This window comes from Rhodovarius lipocyclicus (genome assembly GCF_009900765.1).
GTDB classification, from domain to species: Bacteria; Pseudomonadota; Alphaproteobacteria; order Acetobacterales; family Acetobacteraceae; genus Rhodovarius; species Rhodovarius lipocyclicus.
In genome coordinates this window covers 14,308-32,515 of sequence record NZ_JAAABL010000011.1, presented here as the reverse complement: position 1 = coordinate 32,515, position 18,208 = coordinate 14,308, and the positions used below count along the sequence as shown (strand labels likewise).

Annotated in this window: 13 protein-coding genes; 2 read left to right on the top strand and 11 right to left on the bottom strand. The window is 70.0% G+C overall.

The window, feature by feature from the left end; genetic code table 11:
- Positions 1 to 54: 54 nt before the first annotated feature.
- From GT007_RS10645 to GT007_RS10635, 3 genes are all read right to left on the bottom strand, one after another.
- The gene (locus GT007_RS10645; protein ID WP_160121591.1) at positions 55 to 594 is read right to left on the bottom strand and encodes a papain-like cysteine protease family protein; all 540 of its coding nucleotides are present in this window, start codon (positions 592 to 594) and stop codon (positions 55 to 57) included.
- An 84-nt stretch (positions 595 to 678) separates the two neighbouring features.
- Positions 679 to 1,371, bottom strand: coding sequence for a molybdate ABC transporter substrate-binding protein (locus GT007_RS10640; RefSeq protein ID WP_160121589.1), 693 nt, complete (start codon positions 1,369 to 1,371; stop codon positions 679 to 681).
- Positions 1,372 to 1,416: 45 nt separating this feature from the next.
- Positions 1,417 to 2,178, bottom strand: coding sequence for an IclR family transcriptional regulator (locus tag GT007_RS10635; RefSeq protein ID WP_160121588.1), 762 nt, complete (start codon positions 2,176 to 2,178; stop codon positions 1,417 to 1,419).
- Positions 2,179 to 2,250: 72 nt separating this feature from the next.
- On the opposite strand from GT007_RS10635, the gene GT007_RS22795 reads away from it, so the two are divergent.
- The gene (locus tag GT007_RS22795; protein WP_160121587.1) at positions 2,251 to 3,198 is read left to right on the top strand and encodes a cupin domain-containing protein; all 948 of its coding nucleotides are present in this window, start codon (positions 2,251 to 2,253) and stop codon (positions 3,196 to 3,198) included.
- Positions 3,199 to 3,450: 252 nt separating this feature from the next.
- Here the strand turns inward: GT007_RS22795 and GT007_RS10625 are convergent, their stop codons facing one another.
- The 4 genes from GT007_RS10625 to GT007_RS10610 form a co-directional block, all read right to left on the bottom strand.
- Positions 3,451 to 5,568, bottom strand: a complete 2,118-nt coding sequence (locus GT007_RS10625; RefSeq protein ID WP_160121586.1) for a beta strand repeat-containing protein — start codon at positions 5,566 to 5,568, stop codon at positions 3,451 to 3,453.
- 150 nt (positions 5,569 to 5,718) lie between these two features.
- Complete coding sequence (locus GT007_RS10620) at positions 5,719 to 6,717, bottom strand: Bug family tripartite tricarboxylate transporter substrate binding protein (protein WP_160121585.1); 999 nt, start codon at positions 6,715 to 6,717, stop codon at positions 5,719 to 5,721.
- A 109-nt stretch (positions 6,718 to 6,826) separates the two neighbouring features.
- On the bottom strand, positions 6,827 to 8,812 hold the full coding sequence (locus tag GT007_RS10615; protein WP_160121583.1) for a hydantoinase B/oxoprolinase family protein: 1,986 nt from the start codon (positions 8,810 to 8,812) through the stop codon (positions 6,827 to 6,829).
- A 4-nt stretch (positions 8,813 to 8,816) separates the two neighbouring features.
- Complete coding sequence (locus tag GT007_RS10610) at positions 8,817 to 10,925, bottom strand: hydantoinase/oxoprolinase family protein (protein ID WP_160121582.1); 2,109 nt, start codon at positions 10,923 to 10,925, stop codon at positions 8,817 to 8,819.
- 114 nt (positions 10,926 to 11,039) lie between these two features.
- On the opposite strand from GT007_RS10610, the gene GT007_RS10605 reads away from it, so the two are divergent.
- On the top strand, positions 11,040 to 11,927 hold the full coding sequence (locus GT007_RS10605) for a LysR family transcriptional regulator (RefSeq protein ID WP_160121581.1): 888 nt from the start codon (positions 11,040 to 11,042) through the stop codon (positions 11,925 to 11,927).
- A 65-nt stretch (positions 11,928 to 11,992) separates the two neighbouring features.
- Here GT007_RS10605 and GT007_RS10600 read toward each other — a convergent pair whose 3' ends face one another.
- The 4 genes from GT007_RS10600 to GT007_RS10585 form a co-directional block, all read right to left on the bottom strand.
- Positions 11,993 to 12,394, bottom strand: coding sequence for a CBS domain-containing protein (locus GT007_RS10600; protein ID WP_408015542.1), 402 nt, complete (start codon positions 12,392 to 12,394; stop codon positions 11,993 to 11,995).
- A gap of 88 nt (positions 12,395 to 12,482) precedes the next feature.
- Positions 12,483 to 13,694, bottom strand: a complete 1,212-nt coding sequence (locus GT007_RS10595; protein ID WP_201451877.1) for a M20/M25/M40 family metallo-hydrolase — start codon at positions 13,692 to 13,694, stop codon at positions 12,483 to 12,485.
- A gap of 274 nt (positions 13,695 to 13,968) precedes the next feature.
- Positions 13,969 to 15,687: an ABC transporter ATP-binding protein/permease gene (locus tag GT007_RS10590; RefSeq protein WP_236571598.1), complete on the bottom strand. Its 1,719-nt coding sequence runs from the start codon at positions 15,685 to 15,687 to the stop codon at positions 13,969 to 13,971.
- Positions 15,684 to 18,185 (bottom strand): glycosyltransferase, encoded by a 2,502-nt coding sequence (locus GT007_RS10585; RefSeq protein ID WP_160121579.1) that lies wholly within the window; start codon positions 18,183 to 18,185, stop codon positions 15,684 to 15,686. The genes GT007_RS10590 and GT007_RS10585 overlap by 4 nt, the downstream gene beginning before the upstream one ends.
- Positions 18,186 to 18,208: the final 23 nt, after the last annotated feature.

Sequence of the window (18,208 nt, the reverse complement as noted above, 5' to 3'; positions counted from 1 at the left end):
CGGCGCCCCCAGGCCGGGAGTGCCCGCAATGCGGGCAGGCGGCGCCGGGCGCGGTCAGTCGGGCACGATGCCATAGGGCACGGCGTCGCCCCAGGTCATCACCGCGCCGATCCAGCCCATGTAGAAATCCGTGCCCGGCTTGTCGGCGCCGTTGCCCTTGATGAAGTCCTTCTCGAACCGGGTGGCGATGGTCGCTTCCTTCACGCCTTCCCACCAGGGGTCGATGTATTTGATGTCCTTCCGGCTGGCGCCGATCACGACCACATTGTGGGAATAATCGTACCATTTCCCCGCCACCCACACCGGGCTGATGGTGCAGAAGGAGGCGAAGTTGGTGGCCGTCCAGGACCCGCCGCTGCCCCAGGCATGCAGCCCCAGCGCCTTGGCCCCCTTCATGTAGTCGCGCGTCTTGAGGCCGGTCTTGCAGGCGTCCTCCCACAGGATGCCCGCCCCCTCCAGCGCGGGGCGGATCTCGGCGGGGTCGCGGTCCTTCCAGGCGAACATCATCTTCAGGCAGGTCAGCCAGCAGGTGGTGGCGGTGTCCTGCGCCATCGGCGTCATGTTCTTCATGGGAACGGTCACAAGGGCACTCATCGGCATCCCTCCCGGCAACGGCTTGGGCGGAAGCTAGGCCATCGCGGCCCCCGGATGCATCACCCGATCGGGTGAGGGGCGGAACTATGCCCCTGCCGGCTCCACACCCGTGGCCAGGAAGGCCGCCCGGGCCTCCGCGCCCAGCAGATGGGCGATGAAATCCCGCGCCGCCCCGGGCTGCGCGCAGCCCGCGAACACCGCCGCCACGAAGGGCGCGTAGGTGCCCAGCGGCTCGGGGAAGGCGCCCACCATCTCGATGCCGGGCACGGCCATCAGCTCGCTCATCTGCTGCACGGCCAGGGTGGCTTCGCCGGTCAGCAGCTTCTCCGCCGTCAGCCCCTTCGGGATCACCAAGGCCTTGGCCATGATGGCCTCGCGGACGCCCAGCCGCTCGATGAGTTCGCGGAAATAGATACCGCTCGCCCCGGCCTCTGAGATCACGAGGCGCGGCGTGTCCAGCAGGGCCCGGATGAAGGCCTCGGGCGTCGAGATGTCGATGGCCGGGCTGCCGGGGGGCTTGGCCAGGCCGACCGCCGTGCGCGCCACATCCACCCGGGTTTCGGGCAGCAGCACGCCCTCCGCGATCAGCGCGTCCACGGCGCTGTCCATCGCCACCACCACATCGGCGCGCTGCCCGCCGCGCACGCCGGCCAGGATCACGGCGGTGGGCTCGAAGCTGAGGGCCAGCGGCAGGCCGGTGGCGGCCTCGAAGCCCGGGCCGATCCGGTCCCGCAGCGCCGCCATGATGCCGAGCGTGCTCATCACCCTGAGCGTCATGTCCGTTTCTCCCGTTTTTTCCCGGGGCAGCATGCCGGTGGGGCCCTACCCCGTCCATCCGGCGGCGCGGGAGATCTCGTCCGCCGCCGCCGCCAGCCGCGCCACCAGCGGCTTCGCGTCGAAGCCCGGCGGCTCCGGCGCCGAGAGGTTGATCGCCGCCACCACCTGGCCCGAGACATCGCGCACAGGGGCCGCGATGCTGGCCAGCCCGTGCTCGAACTCGCCCCGGTGCAGCACATGGCCCGCCGCCGCGTCGGCGCGCGCGCGGCGTTGCAGGGTGGCCAGGCTGGCGCGCGGGGGCGGGTCGTCCCGGTACAGGGCGGCGAGGTCGCCTGCCTCCAGCCCTGCCAGCAGCACCCGGCCCATGGAGGTGGCATGCGCCGGCAGCCGGCTGCCGACATGCACGATGCTGGCCAGCCCCCGCCGCGTGGGCACGCGCAGCAGATAGACGACCTCCCTGCCCTCCCGCACCGCCAGATGCGCGGACCAGCCGGTGGCGTCGCGCAGGCGCTCCAGCACCGGCAGCGCCAGTTCCAGCACGTCCCGCGCGGCCAGGTAGCCATAGCCCAGCTTCAGCACCGCGGGGCCCAGGGAATAGGCCCGCGTGCGGCCATCCTGCAGCAGGAAGCCCAGCTCCGTCAGCGTGTAGGCGATGCGGAACATGGCCGATCGCGTGGTGCCCAACGCCGCCGCCAGCTCCGACAGGCCCATGCGCGGGCGCGCGGCGGAGAAGGCCTGCAGCACCGCCAGGCCGCGCACCAGCCCGGGCACCAGGTAGCGGTCGTGCTCGGTGTCGGTTTTGCCCATAAAACGAGTTATACGCCGCGGCGCCCGGCCCCGCTATGCCGGGCCATCAGCCGTTACCGAGGATACGCGCCGATGAACGCCATCGCCCCCCTTTCGGCCACCGAGGCCGAATTCCGCCGCCATGTGGTCCGCCACATCTCCAAGCAGTTCGACTGGGATGCCTTCCCGTCCAACCGCGGCTACCCCGACCTGGCCCGCGCCCAGATGCGCTATATCGGCGCCGGCGGCAGCCCGAAGGTGGGCGAACCCGGCACCCTGCCGCCCGACCACTTCACCCTCAGCCTGATCCACAAGCCGGTCGGGAACTACGCCGCCTGCCACGCGCATGAGATTGAGGAGAGCTTCCTCATCATCGACGGTGTGCTGACCGTGGGCTGGGAGCAGGAGGGCGAGGTGGTGGAAGTGCGCCTCGGCCCCAAGGACATGATCCTGAACGCCAAGGATATCGGCCACGGCTTCCGCAATGACGGGATCGAGCCGGTACTGATGTCCATCTCCGTCGATGTCGGCAAGCCGCTGCCGCCGCGCTACCTCTACCACCCCAAGCTCGGCACCGACCCGGCGCTGGCGCGCAGCTTCGGCGCCGCCCCGGGCAAGACCCTGGCCCTGGACCCCGCGGGCAGCCACCCGCTGCAGCCGCTGATGGCCCGCCACGTCATCCGCCACCACGAACAGCCCCGCATCCAGGACCCGGCTGGCTTCTCCCGCCAGGTCTATGTCGGGCCCGGCGGGGTGGAGAACGACACCTGCCGCAAGGAGCTGTGGGAGATCCCGGCCGGCACCGGCGTGCAACCCTTCACCCGCGCGGTCGAGGACGCCTTCCTGGTGCTGGAAGGCCGGCTGACCGTGGGCTGGGAGGAGAACGGCCAGAGCTTCCAGGCCGAACTCGGCCCGCGCGACCTGCTGAAAACCCCGGCCGGAAAGGCGCATTGGTTCCGCAACGACAGCCCGGCGGCCGCCACGGTGTGGAATGTGGTGGGTGAAGCCGGGGCGGAGACGGTGGTGTTCGCCAAGGGGTGACAAGGCGGGGGCTTTGCCCCCGGGCCCCCAGCAAGGGGCGCCGCCCCTTGCATCCCCGCAAAGGGTTGTAGCAACCCTTTAAACCCATGAATTGGCGCCTTACCTTGGCAGGTAGGGCGCCATTTTCATTATGAAAATCAATCAGAAATACCTTCCCAGGACCAGCACCAAACTCCTGGGGTCCAGGGGCCTTTCGGCTCCTGGCGGGGGTCCCAAAAGGAGGACTGGGGGGCGGCGCCCCCTGGTACCACCTCAGGCGAAGATGAAATCCCCCACCACCAACCCGGTCACGCCATACAGGTCGATCCGGTCCGCCCCATGGGCCACCACGGTGGCGTCGCCCACGCTGTAGATGGTCAGGTCCGCGAAGCCCAGCCCGCTGCCGGTGAAGTCCAGCTTGTCGCCCTGGGCGCGGGTGAAGCCGAAGATCTGGTCGTAGCCCCAGCCGCTGGCGTCATAGGCGAAGGTGTCCGCGCCGCCGCCGCCCACGATCTGGTCGTTGCCGGTGCCGCCGATGAAGCGGTCGTTGCCGCCGCTGCCGCGCAGGATGTCATCGCCCGCGCCGCCATTCAGCGTGTCGTTGCCGCCCTGGCTCCAGAGCGTGTCGTTGCCCGCGCCGCCTTGCAGCACGCTGCCGAGCGCGGCGTTGGCCACCAGGTTCGCCCCCGTGGCGCCCGCCGTCAGCGCGGCGGCCGAGCCCGCGAGATAGGCGTACTCGACATTGGCCGACAGGGTGAAGCCGCTGACCACAACGAAGGCGGTATCGGTGCCCTCGCCCGCGTTTTCCTGGATGATGTCGCCCACATCCTCGATCAGATAGACATCGTCGCCGGTACCGCCGGCCAGCGTGTCGTTGCCGGCGCCGCCATACAGCACGTCCTGGCCCGCGCCGCCGTTCAGCGTGTCATCGTCATCCCAGCCATAGAGCTGGTCGGCACCCTCGCCGCCCGCGATCAGGTTGGCCGCGCCATTGCCATGCAGCAGGTCGGCCTGGGCGCTGCCGGTGACGTTCTCGAAGCCCGCGATGCCGCCGGTGCCGGCGGCCAGGCCATCCGTCAGGTTCACCGTCACGCCCGTGCCGGTCCAGTGGCTGAAATCCAGCAGGTCGGTGCCCGCCCCGCCATCGCTGAGGCCGATGATGACGGAGCCGTTGCGGATCACCAGCGTGTCGCCGCCGCCGCCCATCAGGATGGCATGGGTGCCGCCGGTGCTGATGGTGCCGCTGTTGTCGATGGTGTCGTTCTGCAGCCCCACCAGCTTGATGCCCAGCACCTGGGTGCCGGTGATCGTGCCCTCATTGGTGATGGTGGTGGCATAGGGCGCGTTGCCGGTCGAGCTGTCGTCGATCAGGATGCCGCGGCCGAGGCCGATGATGGTGGCGCCCGCATGGTTGTGGATGGTGCCGCCGCCCGCCGCGACACCTTCGGAGGTGTTGGCATAGCCGTCGCTACCGGTGCCGCCGGCGCCCGTGCCCTGGATCAGCCCGTAATTGTGCAGCGTCAGCAGGAAATCGACATCCACGCCGTCGCCGTCGCCGTCATTGATGCCGTCCGGCCCGCCGCCGCTGGCGGCCCCCACGGTGGAGCCGTTGATGTCCGACCCTGCGCTGTTGCTGAACGCGCCGGTAATGGTGCCGTAGTTGGTGACGGTGGCCGAACCGTCCACCCCCACGCCGGAGCCATTGTTGCCCGTGATGCTGGAGCCCACGCCGTTGACGACGGTGATGCTGGTGCCCACCCCGGCATTCACGCCGTGCCGGTCGCCGGTGATGGTGCCGCCGGACTGGTTGGTGACGGTGCCGGTGCCGTTGTCCTCGTACTGGATGCCGTCGGCGCTGACCGTGTAGCCAGCGGCCGAACCGCCATTCACCGCGCCCCCGGTGTTGGTCAGGTCGCCATGGAAAATGCGCACCGCGTCATTGGTCAGGGCATTGATGGTGCCCGTGCTCGTGACGGTGGACACGAAGGTGCCGAGCGCGCCGGCCAAATCCAGCCCCTGCCCGGTGGCGGAGGTGATGAGGCCCGCATTGTTGACGGCCAGCGTGGCGGTGCCGGTGAAGGTGCTGGCCTGCACCTGGATGGCATCGTCATTGGCGGAGATGGTGCCGGTGGCGGTGTTGGTGATAGTGGCGTTGAAATTGGTGGTGCCGACCGAGGTCTCCACCCGGATCGCCCGCCCGCCGGAGGCCGTGTTGGCCAGCGTGCCGGAATTGGTGATCTGCGCATTGCTGGTCGCGCCGTTGAAGCGGACGGTCTGCGCATTGCCTGAAACGCTGAAGGTGCCGCCATTGTCGATGGTCAGGATATCGGTGCCCGAGACATCGAGGCGCGTCGTCCGCGTGATGCCATTGGCAATGGTCGTGGTGGCCATGGATGTTCCTTTGCGGGCGGGTTCGGTCGCCGCGGAACATGCCTGGGAAGACGTCGAGGCAGAAGCAGGTTAACAGACTGTTTTCATGACACTTTCATGGCACCGTGTAACAGGGCGGGAGGGGGCGCGCGCCCCTCCCGCGCCGTGCCCCTACTGCACCCGCGCGCCGGAGGCCCGGATGATCGGCGGCCAGAACTCCCGCTCCTCCCGGATAAAGGCGCCGAAGCGGTCCGGGGTGTAGCCCAGCATGGGCGGCATGCCCGATTGCTCCAGCCGGGCCTTGATGGCGGGCTCGGCCATCGCCTCGTTGATCGCGGCGTTCAGGCGCGTGACCATTTCGGGCGGCAGGCCGGCGGGGCCGAAGAAGCCGAACCAGGCATAGGCCTTCAGGTCCGGCAGGCCGGCCTCGGTGTTGCTGGGCACATCGGGGATCAGCGGCTGGCGGTCGGGCGTGGCCATGATGATGCGGATGCGCCCGTCCCGCGCCTGGGGGCCGTGCAGGGCCGCGATGTCGAAGGCGAACTGCACATCGCCCGCGACCAGCGCGTTGATGGCCTCCGCCCCGCTGCGATAGGGCACGTGCTCCGCCCGGCAGCCGGTCAGGCGCAGCAGGTTGGCGCCGGCCAGGTGGCTGGTGGCCCCGGTGCCGTTGCTGGCGAAGCTGAGCTGGCCGGGGCGGGCCCGCATCTCCTCGATCAGCCCCTGCAGGGAGGTGACGTTGAGGTTCTTCGTGGTCACCGACAGGCACAGCGGCACGAACACGCTGGGGGCGATCGGCGTCAGGTCCGTCTGCGGGTCATAGGGCAGGCGCTCATACAAAAAAGGCGCGATGGCGATGGTGGAGACGGAGGCGTGGATGAAGCTGTAGCCGTCCGGCGCCGATTTCGCGATGTGGTCGGTGCCCACCACCCCGCCGGCGCCCACCCGGTTTTCCACCACGCAGGTGGTGCCCAGGATCTCGCCCAGCTTGGGGGCGATGATGCGCATCACGATGTCCGTGGCGCCGCCCGGGCCCAGCGGCACCACGAAGCGGATCGGCCGGCTGGGCCATGGGCCCTGAGCGCGCGAAAGGCCGGGCATCGAGAGCCCGGCCACGGAGGAAGCCAGCAGTGTCCGGCGCCGTAGCGCCCAAAGGGTGGGATCGGGCATCAGTGTCGCTCCTTTGTCTTGGGTCCCGTGCGGTCAGGACCGGCGGCTTCCTTGTTGTTGGCCGGGCGCCTTGCGTTGCGTGTCCCGCGGGACACGGGGCGCCCTGGCATTACTCGGCGGCCTGTTTCGGCTGCATGTAGGGCAGGCGGCGCAGCAGCGCCTGCCAGGCGGCGCGCACGGCCTCGGCGCCGCCACCCTCCGCGGTCACGCTCTTCATCAGCTCGTGCTTGACGAAGAAGCGCCAATGCACGGGCAGCGCGGCCAGGATGGCCGTCAGCTCGGCATAGGCGGCGGCGTTCCAGACGCGCTCGAAGCTCTCGCGCGCCGGGCCGAAATCGAAATGCGGCGGGGGTTCGCGGGTCGCGCGGCTGGCGCGCAGGGCCTGGGTGGCGGCTTCGTCGATGGTTTCGCCCACCAGCACCACGCCGTAATCCTCCAGCGCGGATTCGGGCGTGACATAGCCGCAGATCACGTCACGCAGCACGCGCTCCGGCTCGCGCTCCAGCGGGTTGCCGCGCCCGCCCCCGCCGGGGGAGACGATCCGCATGATGTCGCCCGGGCTGGCGGTGAAGGTGTCGATGTTGTTCAGCACGCGCTCATTCGGCTGGCCGGGGTTCAGCGTCATGGTCGAGGCGGCGCCCGCCTTGCCGCCCAATATGCCCCAGGGCTGGAAGCGGCAGCGGTCGCGGTTGCGGGCGGTGATGCGCGTGTCCGGCGTGAACATCTGGAATTCCATCCGGGTGGCGAGCCCGCCGCGCCAGCGCCCGGCGCCGCCGGTGCCGGACGCCAGCTTGTAGGCCCGGAAGCGGATGGGCACCTCGGCCTCGGTGATCTCGATGGGCGTGTTCTTGAGGTACGCCGCATCGGCGCCGCAGCCATTGGTGCCGTCGCCATGCGGCATGCCGCCGGCACCGCCCACCACCGGGTTCACGGCGGCGATCACGCTGTCGCCCGTGCGGTCGTCATGCGTCATGACGTTGACGATGGAGCTGGAACCGGCCGGGGCGGCCGGCATGCGTTCCGGCATCGCCTGGCCGAACACGCCGAACATCAGGCTGCGCAGCCGCGCGCAGGACAGGCTGCGCATGCCCACCGCGGCCGGGAAGCTGGGGTTCACCATCGTGCCTTCGGGCAGGATGCAGCGGAACGGCCGCACCAGCCCGCAATTCAGCAGCAGCCCCGGGTTCAGCGAGTAGAGGATGTAATACACCCCCACCAGCAGCAGCGTGTGGTGCGGATTGCCGCCCGTGGGCACGTTCAGCGAGGAGGTCAGCTGCGGGTCGGTGCCGGTGAAATCCAGCTCCGCCGCGTCGCCCTTGATGCGCAGCGTCACCGCCAGCCGCGCCGGATAGCCGTTCGGCCCGTCCTCATCCGCGTAGTCGGCGAAGAAATACTCGCCATCGGGGATGGAGCGCAGGATCTCGCGCGCCTGGTGCTCGGCGTAGTCCTGCAGGTCCGACAGGCCCTGGCGCAGCGTGTCCACGCCGAACTTGGCGATCATCTCGCGGATCTTGCGCTCGCCGGTGTGCATGGCGCCGACGAAGGCCTTCAGGTCGCCCTTGTTGAGTTCGGGCTTGCGGACATTCGTCATCATGATGTCCACCAGCTCCTGGTTCAGCACCCCGGCGCGGTAGAGCTTGGAGGGGCGGAACCGGATGCCTTCCTGGTGCACCTCGGTCAGCGCGCGGGAAAGGCTGGCGGGCACCGCGCCGCCCATATCGGTGTTGTGGATATGGCCGGAGGCGAAGCAGATCAGCTCGCCCTCATGGAACACCGGCTTCCACATCACCAGGTCCGGCGTGTGGGTGGCGAGGTAGCCGGAATACGGGTCGTTGGTGATGCAGATGTCGCCCGGCTCCATCGGCCCCACCATCGGCATGGCGCGGCTGTAGTCCAGGCCGGGATACCAGGTGGCGCCCAGATCCATCGGCACGGCGCAGGTCTTGCCGTGCGCGTCCAGGATCTGGATGGTGAAGTCCTCCGTCTCCTTCACGAAGGCGGAATGGGCGGTGCGGTACAGGGTATAGGCCATGTTCTCGGCCGCCGCCCGGGTGTGGTTCGCCAGGATTTCCAGCGTGATCTTGTCCAGCGCCATGGGCTTACTCCGCGCGCATAGAGAGATGTTTGGCCGCATGTTCCGAACCGCCGGGCGTGGCCGCCTGGCTGGAACCGGCTCCGAGGATGATGTTACCCGTCGCATCCACCCGCGCCGTGAAGCCGGGCGGGATGCAGCAGGTCGTGTCCTCCTGCGCCACCACGCAGGGGCTGCTGAAGGTCTGGCCGCTTTTCAGCGTGGACCGGTCGTATAGCGGGATCCGGTGCCAGCCATCGTCGAAGAAGACGCGCAGCTCGCGCTCCGGCACGGCGGGGGCGGCGGCACCCTCGGGCAGGGGCCGCAGGCGCGGCTTGCCATAACTGCCGGACATGACCAGGCGCAGGTTCATGATCTGCACCGGCGCCGTCCGGTCGCAGAAGTCGTAGATGCCCTCATGCGCCAGGTGGAAGGCCTCGGCGATCGCGGCCATGTCGGCGGCCTCGACATCCTGGGCGTCCAGCGGCACCTCGATCTCGAAGGACTGGCCGCGATAGTGCATGTCGGCCTGCCAGCGTGGCGTGGCCTCGCCGGAAAACCCCTGTTCGTCGCGCAGCCAGGCAGTGGCCTGGGCGATCAGGGAGGCCGCCTCGCGCTTCAACGCGGGCGCGTTGGCGGCATCGGCGGTGATGAAGGGGGTGCGGATGAAGTCGTTCTTCACATCCGCCACCAGCCCGCCCAGCGCGCTGACCACCCCGGGGCGGGAGGGGATGAGCACCCGGCGCATCCCCAGCTCCCGCGCCAGGAAGCAGCCCATCATGGGCCCGGCGCCGCCGAAGGTCAGCAGCGCGTAGTCGCGCGGGTCCACGCCATGGCGGGCGACCAGCTTGTTCACCTCCGCGAACATGGATGAGACGGAGATGCGGATGATGGATTCCGCCGTCTTTTCCAGCGACATGCCGAGCTTTTCGGCCAGCCCCCCGATGGCCTGGCGCGCCAGCTCCGGGTCGGGCCGGAAGGCGCCATAGGCGATGTCGTGCTGGCCCAGGAAGCCGCAGACCACGAAGGCGTCGGTGATGGTGGGCCGGGTGCCGCCGCGCCCGTAGCAGGCGGGGCCGGGGGTGGAGCCGGCGCTCTCCGGCCCCACCTTCAGCACGCCGAAGCCGTCGATCCAGGCGATGGACCCGCCGCCATCGCCGATCGACGTGACAGCCACGCTGGGGATATACAGCGGCAGGTCGCCGATCTTCTCACCCGAGCCGAATTGCGGCTGGCCGTCGATCACCAGCGCCACATCCGCGCTGGTGCCGCCGATATCCAGGGTGATGGCGTTGGGCTCGCCCGCTTCCCGCGCGACCCAGGCCGCGCCCATGACGCCGGAGGCCGTGCCCGACAGCACCATGGAGACGCAGTTCTGCTTGCCCAGCGCCGCCGACATCACCCCGCCATTGGACTTGGTGATCAGCGGATCGACCGTGACACCCTTGCCCCGCAGCCCGCCGATCAGGTTGTCCAGGTAATCCCTTATCTTGGGGTGGACATAGCCGTTGATGAGGGCCGTCGTCGTGCGCTCATACTCGCGGATCACGGGCCACACCTCGCTGGCGCGGAACACGAACAGCTCGGGCGCCAGGCGGCGCACGATGGCCACCGCCGCTTCCTCATGCGCCGGGTTGCGATAGGCATTGAGGAAGGAGACGATGATGCCCGCCACCCCCTTGGCCTGGGCGCGGGCGACGGCGGCGGCCACGCCGGCTTCGTCCAGCGGGGTTTCCTCCTCGCCGCTCGCCAGCATGCGCTCGCGGATGCCATAGATGCGGTCGCGGGGCACCAGGGGCTCCCCCCGGCGGGAGAACAGGGAATAGGCCTCCGGCATGCGCAGCCGGGCCAGTTCGATCACGTCCTCGAAATTCTCGGTGGTCAGCAGCGCCATGGCCGCGCCCTTGCGCTGGATGACGGTGTTGATGCCCACCGTGGTGCCGTGGACGAAGCGGGTGATGTCCTCGGGTTTGACGCCGTGGCGCTCCTGCAGGATCTCGAGGCCGCGCAGCAGCTCGGCGCCCGGGGTGTCGGGGGTGGTCAGCACCTTCAGGCTGTGCAGCTCCTCCCGGTCCTCGTCCCACAGGCAGAAATCGATGAAGGTTCCGCCGATATCCACGCCCACGCGGTGACCCATACGCCCCAATCCTCATCTGCTTCAGTGGCGGGGAACCTAACTGCGGGCGAAAGTGCCGGTCGACAGAAGAGGTGAAGGAAGGGCATGACTGCGGGTTATGGCTCGGAGGGCACGATGAACCCCAGGCAGTTGCAGATCTTCCACGCCGTGATGCGCTGCGGCACCATCACCGCCGCCGCGGATTTCCTGGGTATCACCCAGCCCGCCGTCAGCAAGGCGATGCAGGCGATGGAGCGCGGGCTGGGCTTCAAGCTGCTGCGCCCCCTGCGCGGCCGCCTGTACCCGACGCCGGAGGCCGAGCGCCTGCTGCCCGACGCCGACCGCATCATGAACGAGCTTTCCGCTTTCCAGCGCCTGACCGGAGAGGTGCGGGCGGGTGGCGCGGGGCTGATCCGGGTGGCGGCGTCCTCGGCCAGCGCCACGGCGCTGCTGCCCATGGCCACCGCCCTGTTCCGCAAGGCGCACCCGGAGATCCGCGTCTCCTCCCACCTCGCCCCCGCGCGGGACGTGGCGGCGGCGGTGGCCGATGGCCAGGCGGATTTCGGCATCAGCCTGTCCCCCGCCACCGTGCCCGGGGTGGCGGTGCGCACGCTGGGCGCCGCGCGCATGGTGGTGCTGGCCCCGCACGGCCACCCGCTGCTGAAACACCCCGTCGCCACCCCTGCCCTGGTGGCGCCCTACCCGCTGATCTCCTTCGGCTCCGACACCTATTTCGGCCAGTTGCTGGACGAGGCCTTCGACAGCGCCGGCGTGCGGCGGGACGTCTGCCTGCAGGTGACGATGAGCATCACCGCCGCCTGCCACGTGCGGCAGGGGCTGGGCGTGGCGCTGGCGGACCATTTCACCCTGGAGCTAGGGCTGGCCGGCATCGGCTGGCGCCCCTTCGAGCCCACCGTGCTGCTGCCCGTGACGCTGATGACGGACGCGAAGGCCCCGCTCTCCCGCCACGCGGCGGGGTTCATCCGGGCCATCGAGAAGGTGGTGCGGGAGAAGGCGCGCTAGCGCGCCTGGTGGCCTGCCGATCCGCTTCGTTCGCGAGAGAGCGCGCGAACTTCGCGGGCAGGACACTATCGCAGAATCTCGAAATACCCGGTCTCTTCCTCCAGCCGGCTGTGTTCCATCGCCCGGAAATCGTACCGCGAGACGATGCCCACCACCCTGCCCTCCTTCACCACGGGCAGGTGCCGCACGCCGGCGTCGTTCAGCATGCGCAGGGCCTCCATCGCATCCGCCTCCGGGCCGATGGTGAAGGGGTTGCGGGTCATCACCTCCGCCAGGGTTTTCGGCGGGTGCGCCTGGGCCAGGCAGCGCAGGGCGTCACGGCCGGTGAAGATGCCCAGCAGGGCACCTTCGGGCGATGTCACCAGCACGGCGCCCACGCGGCGCTGATGCATGGCCGCGCAGGCTTCGCGCAAGGTGGTGTCTGGCGGCATGACCAATGGCTTCTGGTCACGCACCAATTCCGACATGTGCCGCTGGTGCATGGTTTTCCTCCCCCGTCATACAACTGTCGCAGCATGACGGGGAAAGAGTCCAGCAACCTTGACGTGACGCAAATCAGCCCAGATCGGCCCCGGCCGCGGCCAGGATGGTCAACAGGCTGGCGCCCATGCCGCGCAGGCTCTCCTCGCGCTCCACATCGATCCATTCATCCAGGCTATGGGCCCGCCCGCCGCGCCCGCCGCTGCCGATGCGGATGGCCGGGATGCCCAGGCTCATCGGGATGTTGGCGTCGGTGCTGCTGTCCTCATAGCTGGCGGTGTAGCCGAAATGGGCCACCGCCGCCGCCGCCGCCGCCACGATGGGGCTGTCATGCGCCGTGCCGCCGGCCGGGCGGTCGCCGATCGGGATGATCTCGGCCGTCACCGGCCCGTCGCGGGTGTCGCGGGTGGTGTTCTCGGCCGTCACGGCGCGGGCGACGATGGCGCGGAACTCCGCGTCGATGCGCGCCAGCTCCTTCGGGTCGCGGCTGCGCAGGTCCACCTCGATGCGCACCTCATTGGGAATGGCGTTCACCGAGGTGCCGCCCGACACGATGGAGACGCAATGCGTGGTCTGCGGCACGCGCGGCACCTGGATGGCGCCGATGCCGCTGGTGGCCTGCGCCATCGCGTACATCGGGTTCACCAGGCCGAAGGCGCCGAAGCTGTGCCCGCCCGGCCCCCGGAACACCACCCGATACCGCTTGGACCCCACCCCGCCGGTGACCAGGCGGTCCACCTCCGGGCTGTCCACGGTCAGGAAGGCGTCGATCTTGCCAGCGTGGCGGCCCTTGGTGAACAGGTGGCGCACGCCACGCAGGTCGCCCAGCCCTTCCTCTCCCACATCGCCCACGAACAGGATGTCCGCCCGGGTGCGGATGCCCGCCGCGTCCATCGCGCGCAGGAAGGCCAGGTTCACCGCCAGGCTGCGCGTGTCGTCCCCCACACCCGGGGCGAACAGCTTCGTGCCCTCGCGCCGCACCTTCACATCCGTGCCGGCGGGGAAGACCGTGTCCAGATGCGCCGCGACCACCAGCGTCTCGCCATTGCCGAAGCCCCGGCGGCGGCCCATCACATTGCCCACCTCGTCCTGCTCCACCTCCTCCAGCCCGTGCTCCTTCAACATGGCCAGATAGGCGGCGGCCCGGACTTCCTCGGCGAAAGGCGGCGCGGGGATTTCCGTCAGGCGGATGATGTCCTCCACCGTGCGGTCGTGCTCGGCACGCATGGTGTCGCAGGCGGCACGGAAACGCGGATGAGCCGCGATGGCGGCAATGCTGTCTTTCACGGCGGATAACCCCACTGGAACCGGTCATGGGTTCGCATGAGGGGGCGGGGGAGTCGAGAGGGGGGAGGGCGCTGCCGGGGGAAAGGAATTTCCCCCGGGCCCCCATTCTTTTCTTTTTGGGAGTTTGGGGACAGCGAGGAACCGGCGAAGGGTTTTCCGACGAAATGATATAATAATATCAATTATATCTGCGCCGACCCCAAACTTTCCGCAGGGGCCTGGGGAGATCTTATCTCCCCAGCGGAGGGGTTTGGGGAGGCAGCGCCTCCCCAGCTCACGCCTCGCCCAATCTCCTCCCCGCGATCCGCAGCTTCCGCTCATGGAACTGCGCCAGCGATTCCCGGTGTGCCACGCTGATCACGGTGGTCCCGGGCAGTTCCTCCAGCAGCAGCCGGTACAGGCGGCCTTCGCTCTCCGGGTCCAGGCTGGCGGTGGCTTCGTCCAGGAACAGCCAATCCGGCTTCTGGATCAGCGCGCGCGCCATGGCCACGCGCTGCTGCTCGCCGCCCGACAGGCGCCGCGCCCAGGCGTCTTCCTCATCCAGCCGGGCGCGCAGATGGCCCAGCCCCACGGCTTCCAGCACGCGCAGCAGCTCGGCTTCCGCGCAGCCTTCATCGGCGGTGGGGTAGCACAGGGCGTGGCGCAGCGTGCCCAGCGGCAGATAGGGGCGCTGGGGCAGGAACATGGGCCGGCAGGCTGCCGGCAGCACCGCGCTGCCGGAGCCAAAGGGCCAGATGCCCGCGATGGCCCGCAGCAGCGTGGATTTGCCGCTGCCCGAGGCACCGGAGAGCAGCACCCGCTCCCCGGGCCGGATGGTCAGGTCGGTGGGGTCCAGCAGCACCTGGCCGTCGGGCAGGGCGATGGACAGGTCCTGCAATTCCAGCGCCGGGCCGCCGGTGCGGCGGGCGTGCACGCCGGTCTCGGCGGCGGCGGCCGCCGCCTCCACCGCGCGGCGGAACCCCGTGAGGCGCTCGACCGTGGCCCCCCATTCCGTCAGCCCCGCGTAATTGTCCACGATCCAGGACAGCGCGCCCTGCACCTCTCCGAAGGCGCCGGAGGTCTGGGTCAGCTCGCCCAGCTGTGTGCGGCCGGCGAAATAGCCGGGCGAGGCCACCACGATCGGGAACACCACCGCGGCCTGGGTGTAGCCGGCGGTGAAGAAGGTCAGGCGCTTGGTGGCCACCATGATGTCCCACCAGTTCGCCATCAGCGCGCGGAAGCGCCGCACCAGGGAGGCCTGCTCGTCCGCCTCGCCGGCCGACAGCGCCACGGCCTCCACATTCTCGCGCAGGCGCATCAGGGCGAAGCGGAAATCGGCCTCCACCTTCTGCTGCACGAAGTTCAGCCGCACCAGCGGCCGGCCGATGAGATGCGCGAGCCAGGTGCCCGCCACGGCATAGAGCAGCGCCACCCACACCATATAGCCGGGGATGGAGACGCCCCAGACCTCCAGCGGCCCGGACAGCGCCCAGAGCACGACGATGAAGCTCATCAGCGACACGACCGAGCGCATCAGCCCCAGCCCCAGGGCCAGGGTGTTGTCCACGAACAGGCGGATGTCCTCGGCGATGCGCTGGTCCGGGTTGTCGGTGCCGGGCATGGTCAGGGCGATGCGGTAATAGGCGCGGTCGGCCAGCCATTGCGCCAGCTGCCGTTCCGTCACCCAGGCGCGCCAGCGGATCTGCAGCGCCTGGCGCAGATACAGCTGATAGACCGCGACCAGGATATACAGCGCGGCCACCGCCACGAAGCCCGGCATCAGCCCGCTATCGGTCCGGCGCCAGCTGAACAGCAGCTGCCAGAAGGCCTCCGCGTCGCGCGCCTGCAGCGCGTTGAAGAATTCGCGGTTCCAGTAGGAGAGCAGGACGCTCATCCCCACCAGGGTCAGGTTCAGCACCACCACCGCGATCAGCAGCAGCCAGCCCCTGGCCTTGTCGTCGCCCCGGAAATACGGGGCGGCGAGGGCCATGGCATCCTTCAGGACCTGGATCACGCTTGCAGAAGCTCCTCGATCATGCGGTCGAACCGCGCGGGGGCGTAGAGGTCATGCACCAGGGCCCGGCCGGCACGAGCCATGGTCATGGCGCGTTCGCGCTGGCTGGCCACCTGGCGCATCAGTTCGGCCAGGTGGGGCACCCGCACATCGGCCCAGTTGCCGCGCGTGCCGGGCAGGAACTCGCCCTCACCCACCGGCACCATGTCGTGCTCGATCAGCCAGGTGTTCTCGGGGTTGCAGAAATCCATGTTGCCGGAATAGCCGGTGGCGATCAGCGGCGTGCGGTAATGGTGCGCCTGCGCGCAGAGATAGCCGAACCCCTCGCTGCGATGGGCCGAGACCACGCAATCGGCATGCGCGATATAGCCGAGGTAGTCCTGGAAGGTCGCATGCTCCTCCCGCAATATGATGCGCGGGTCGCGCGCCACCGCGTCCTCGATCAGCGCCCATTCACCGAAGGGGTCGCCCGGGTGGTTCAGCGCCATGCCGGGCACCTTCACCACCAGCGCCACATCCTGTTCCTGCGGCGGGAAGGCCTGCAGGAATGCCGCGACCACGGCGGTGGGGTTCTTGCGCCGCAGCCAGGAATTGGGGTCGAAGCTGGTCAGGAAGACGAAGCGGTTGCGCCGGCCGGGCATGAAATGCTGATACGGGTCGGGCGCGTGGTCCGGCCATTGCAGTGCCTTGCCCACGCAGCGCACCGGGCGGCTGGTATGGGCGGCGTAGATGTCCCGCACGAAGCTGGAGGGCGTCCAGATCTCGTCCATCGTGTCGCACACCGCCACCTGGGCGGGCAGCAGGGATTGCGCCTCGCTCAGGAAGAAGCCGATGCGGCGCTGCGCCATGGCCGTGTTGAACACCGGGTTGGCGGCGATGGCGCCGATATTCTCCGGGTTGACCATGAACAGGGTGGTGGGTTCGCGCGGGAAGCGCCGCAGGGCCGGCCCGCCCTCCTTGGGCATGTGAGACAGGGCGACCAGGCTCTGCCGCGCATCCAGCGCCACCGCGCCGCCCCCCACATCGAACAGGCGGGAGGCCATGCCGGCGCGCGCCAGGGCATTGGCCATCATGCGGAAATTCTCGCCCACGCCCGAGGAATTGTGATGGCCCACCACCGTCAGCGGCTCCGGCAGCACGGGCGGGCTGGGCAGCAGGGCGGCGAGCGGCGGCAGCTCGGCGGCGATCAGGCGCCCGGCCTGGCGCAGCGCCAGGGGAAAGCCCCCCTGCTCCGGCGCCAGGCCCCGGCCCTGGGTGGCGCCGGCCAGCGCCACCATGGCCTGGAACATGCTGAAGATCTCGCCATCCACCGTCAGCCGCGCTTCCAGCACGGAGAGCGATTCGCGCCCGGTCAGGGCCATGGCGCGCGGGTCCAGCCCGTCATGCAGCACATGGCGGTACAGCAGCGCCAGGCGGCCCGGATCGTCGTCCTGCCGGGCCTCCTCCTCCTTCGAGATCAGGCGGCGTTCCCGGTCGCGGGCCAGGGCAAAACGGCTGACGGGCAGGCGGCCGGCATCCTCCACCGGCTGCTGCCACCAGTGCAGGTCCTCACGCGGGATGGCGGCCAGGGGCAGGCCGCGCGGCAGCACCACCTCGAACAGCCACCAGCGGCGCAGCTCCTCGCGGCTGGTCAGCAGGGCGGGCAGCAGCTTGGGCGCCACGCAGCTCAGCGCATCCTGCATCGCGGCCGTCAGCGGCGCGCCGGTTCCGGGGTGGCGCAGGCGGACGCGCTGGAAATAGGGGGTATCGCGCTCGGGCACATGGTCCCACCGCGCCAGCCCCGCCATGACGCGGGCCATGCGCTGGCCCGGCTCACGCCCGCCGGGCGTCAGGTTGGGGGGCGCGGAGCCCCCGGCCAGCCGTTGCAGCGCGATCAGCGGGTCCTCGGCGGCCTCCACCGCGCTGATGGGGCTGAGGCGGGCGGGGCGGGGCGCGCGGCCGGTGGCGGGGTGGGCCAGCGGCGGGGTCAGCGCCGCGCGCTCCCGCGCCGCGGCCAGGGGGGCGGCCAGGTTCAGCCACCGGGCCTCCCACAACAGGGCCGCCAGGTGGCGGGGCTGGGCCAGTTCCAGCCAGGCGGCGAAATCCGGGGCGGGGCCGGCGAGGTCGAGCCGCAGCGGCAGCCCCTCACGCTGGTGGAACCAGAACTGGCCTTCCTGCAGCAGGTCCAGCCACAGCCAGGCCGGGCGCGGGGCCGCCTGCCGCGCCAGGGCGCCGAGCGGCAGGGAAAAGCCGAACCGGCCCTCGCCGGCCGGTTCCAGCTCCAGCCGGCCCTCGGCCAGGCGTTCGGCCAGATGGTCCTCGGCGGCGGTGATGAACCAGCCCAGCGACAGGCCGGGCAGCGCGCTCCAATCCGCGCCGGTGGGGCCCACCGCGCATTCGAGCGTCAGCTCCGCCTCCGGCCAGGGGGCGGAGAGGGGCATCTCGGGCAGTGTCCATCGCCGGCCGAACTGGGGCTGCGGCTGGGTCTCGCGGCCGCGACGGCCGAGAAGGCGAAACATCCGGTCCCTGTCTCCTTCGCCGG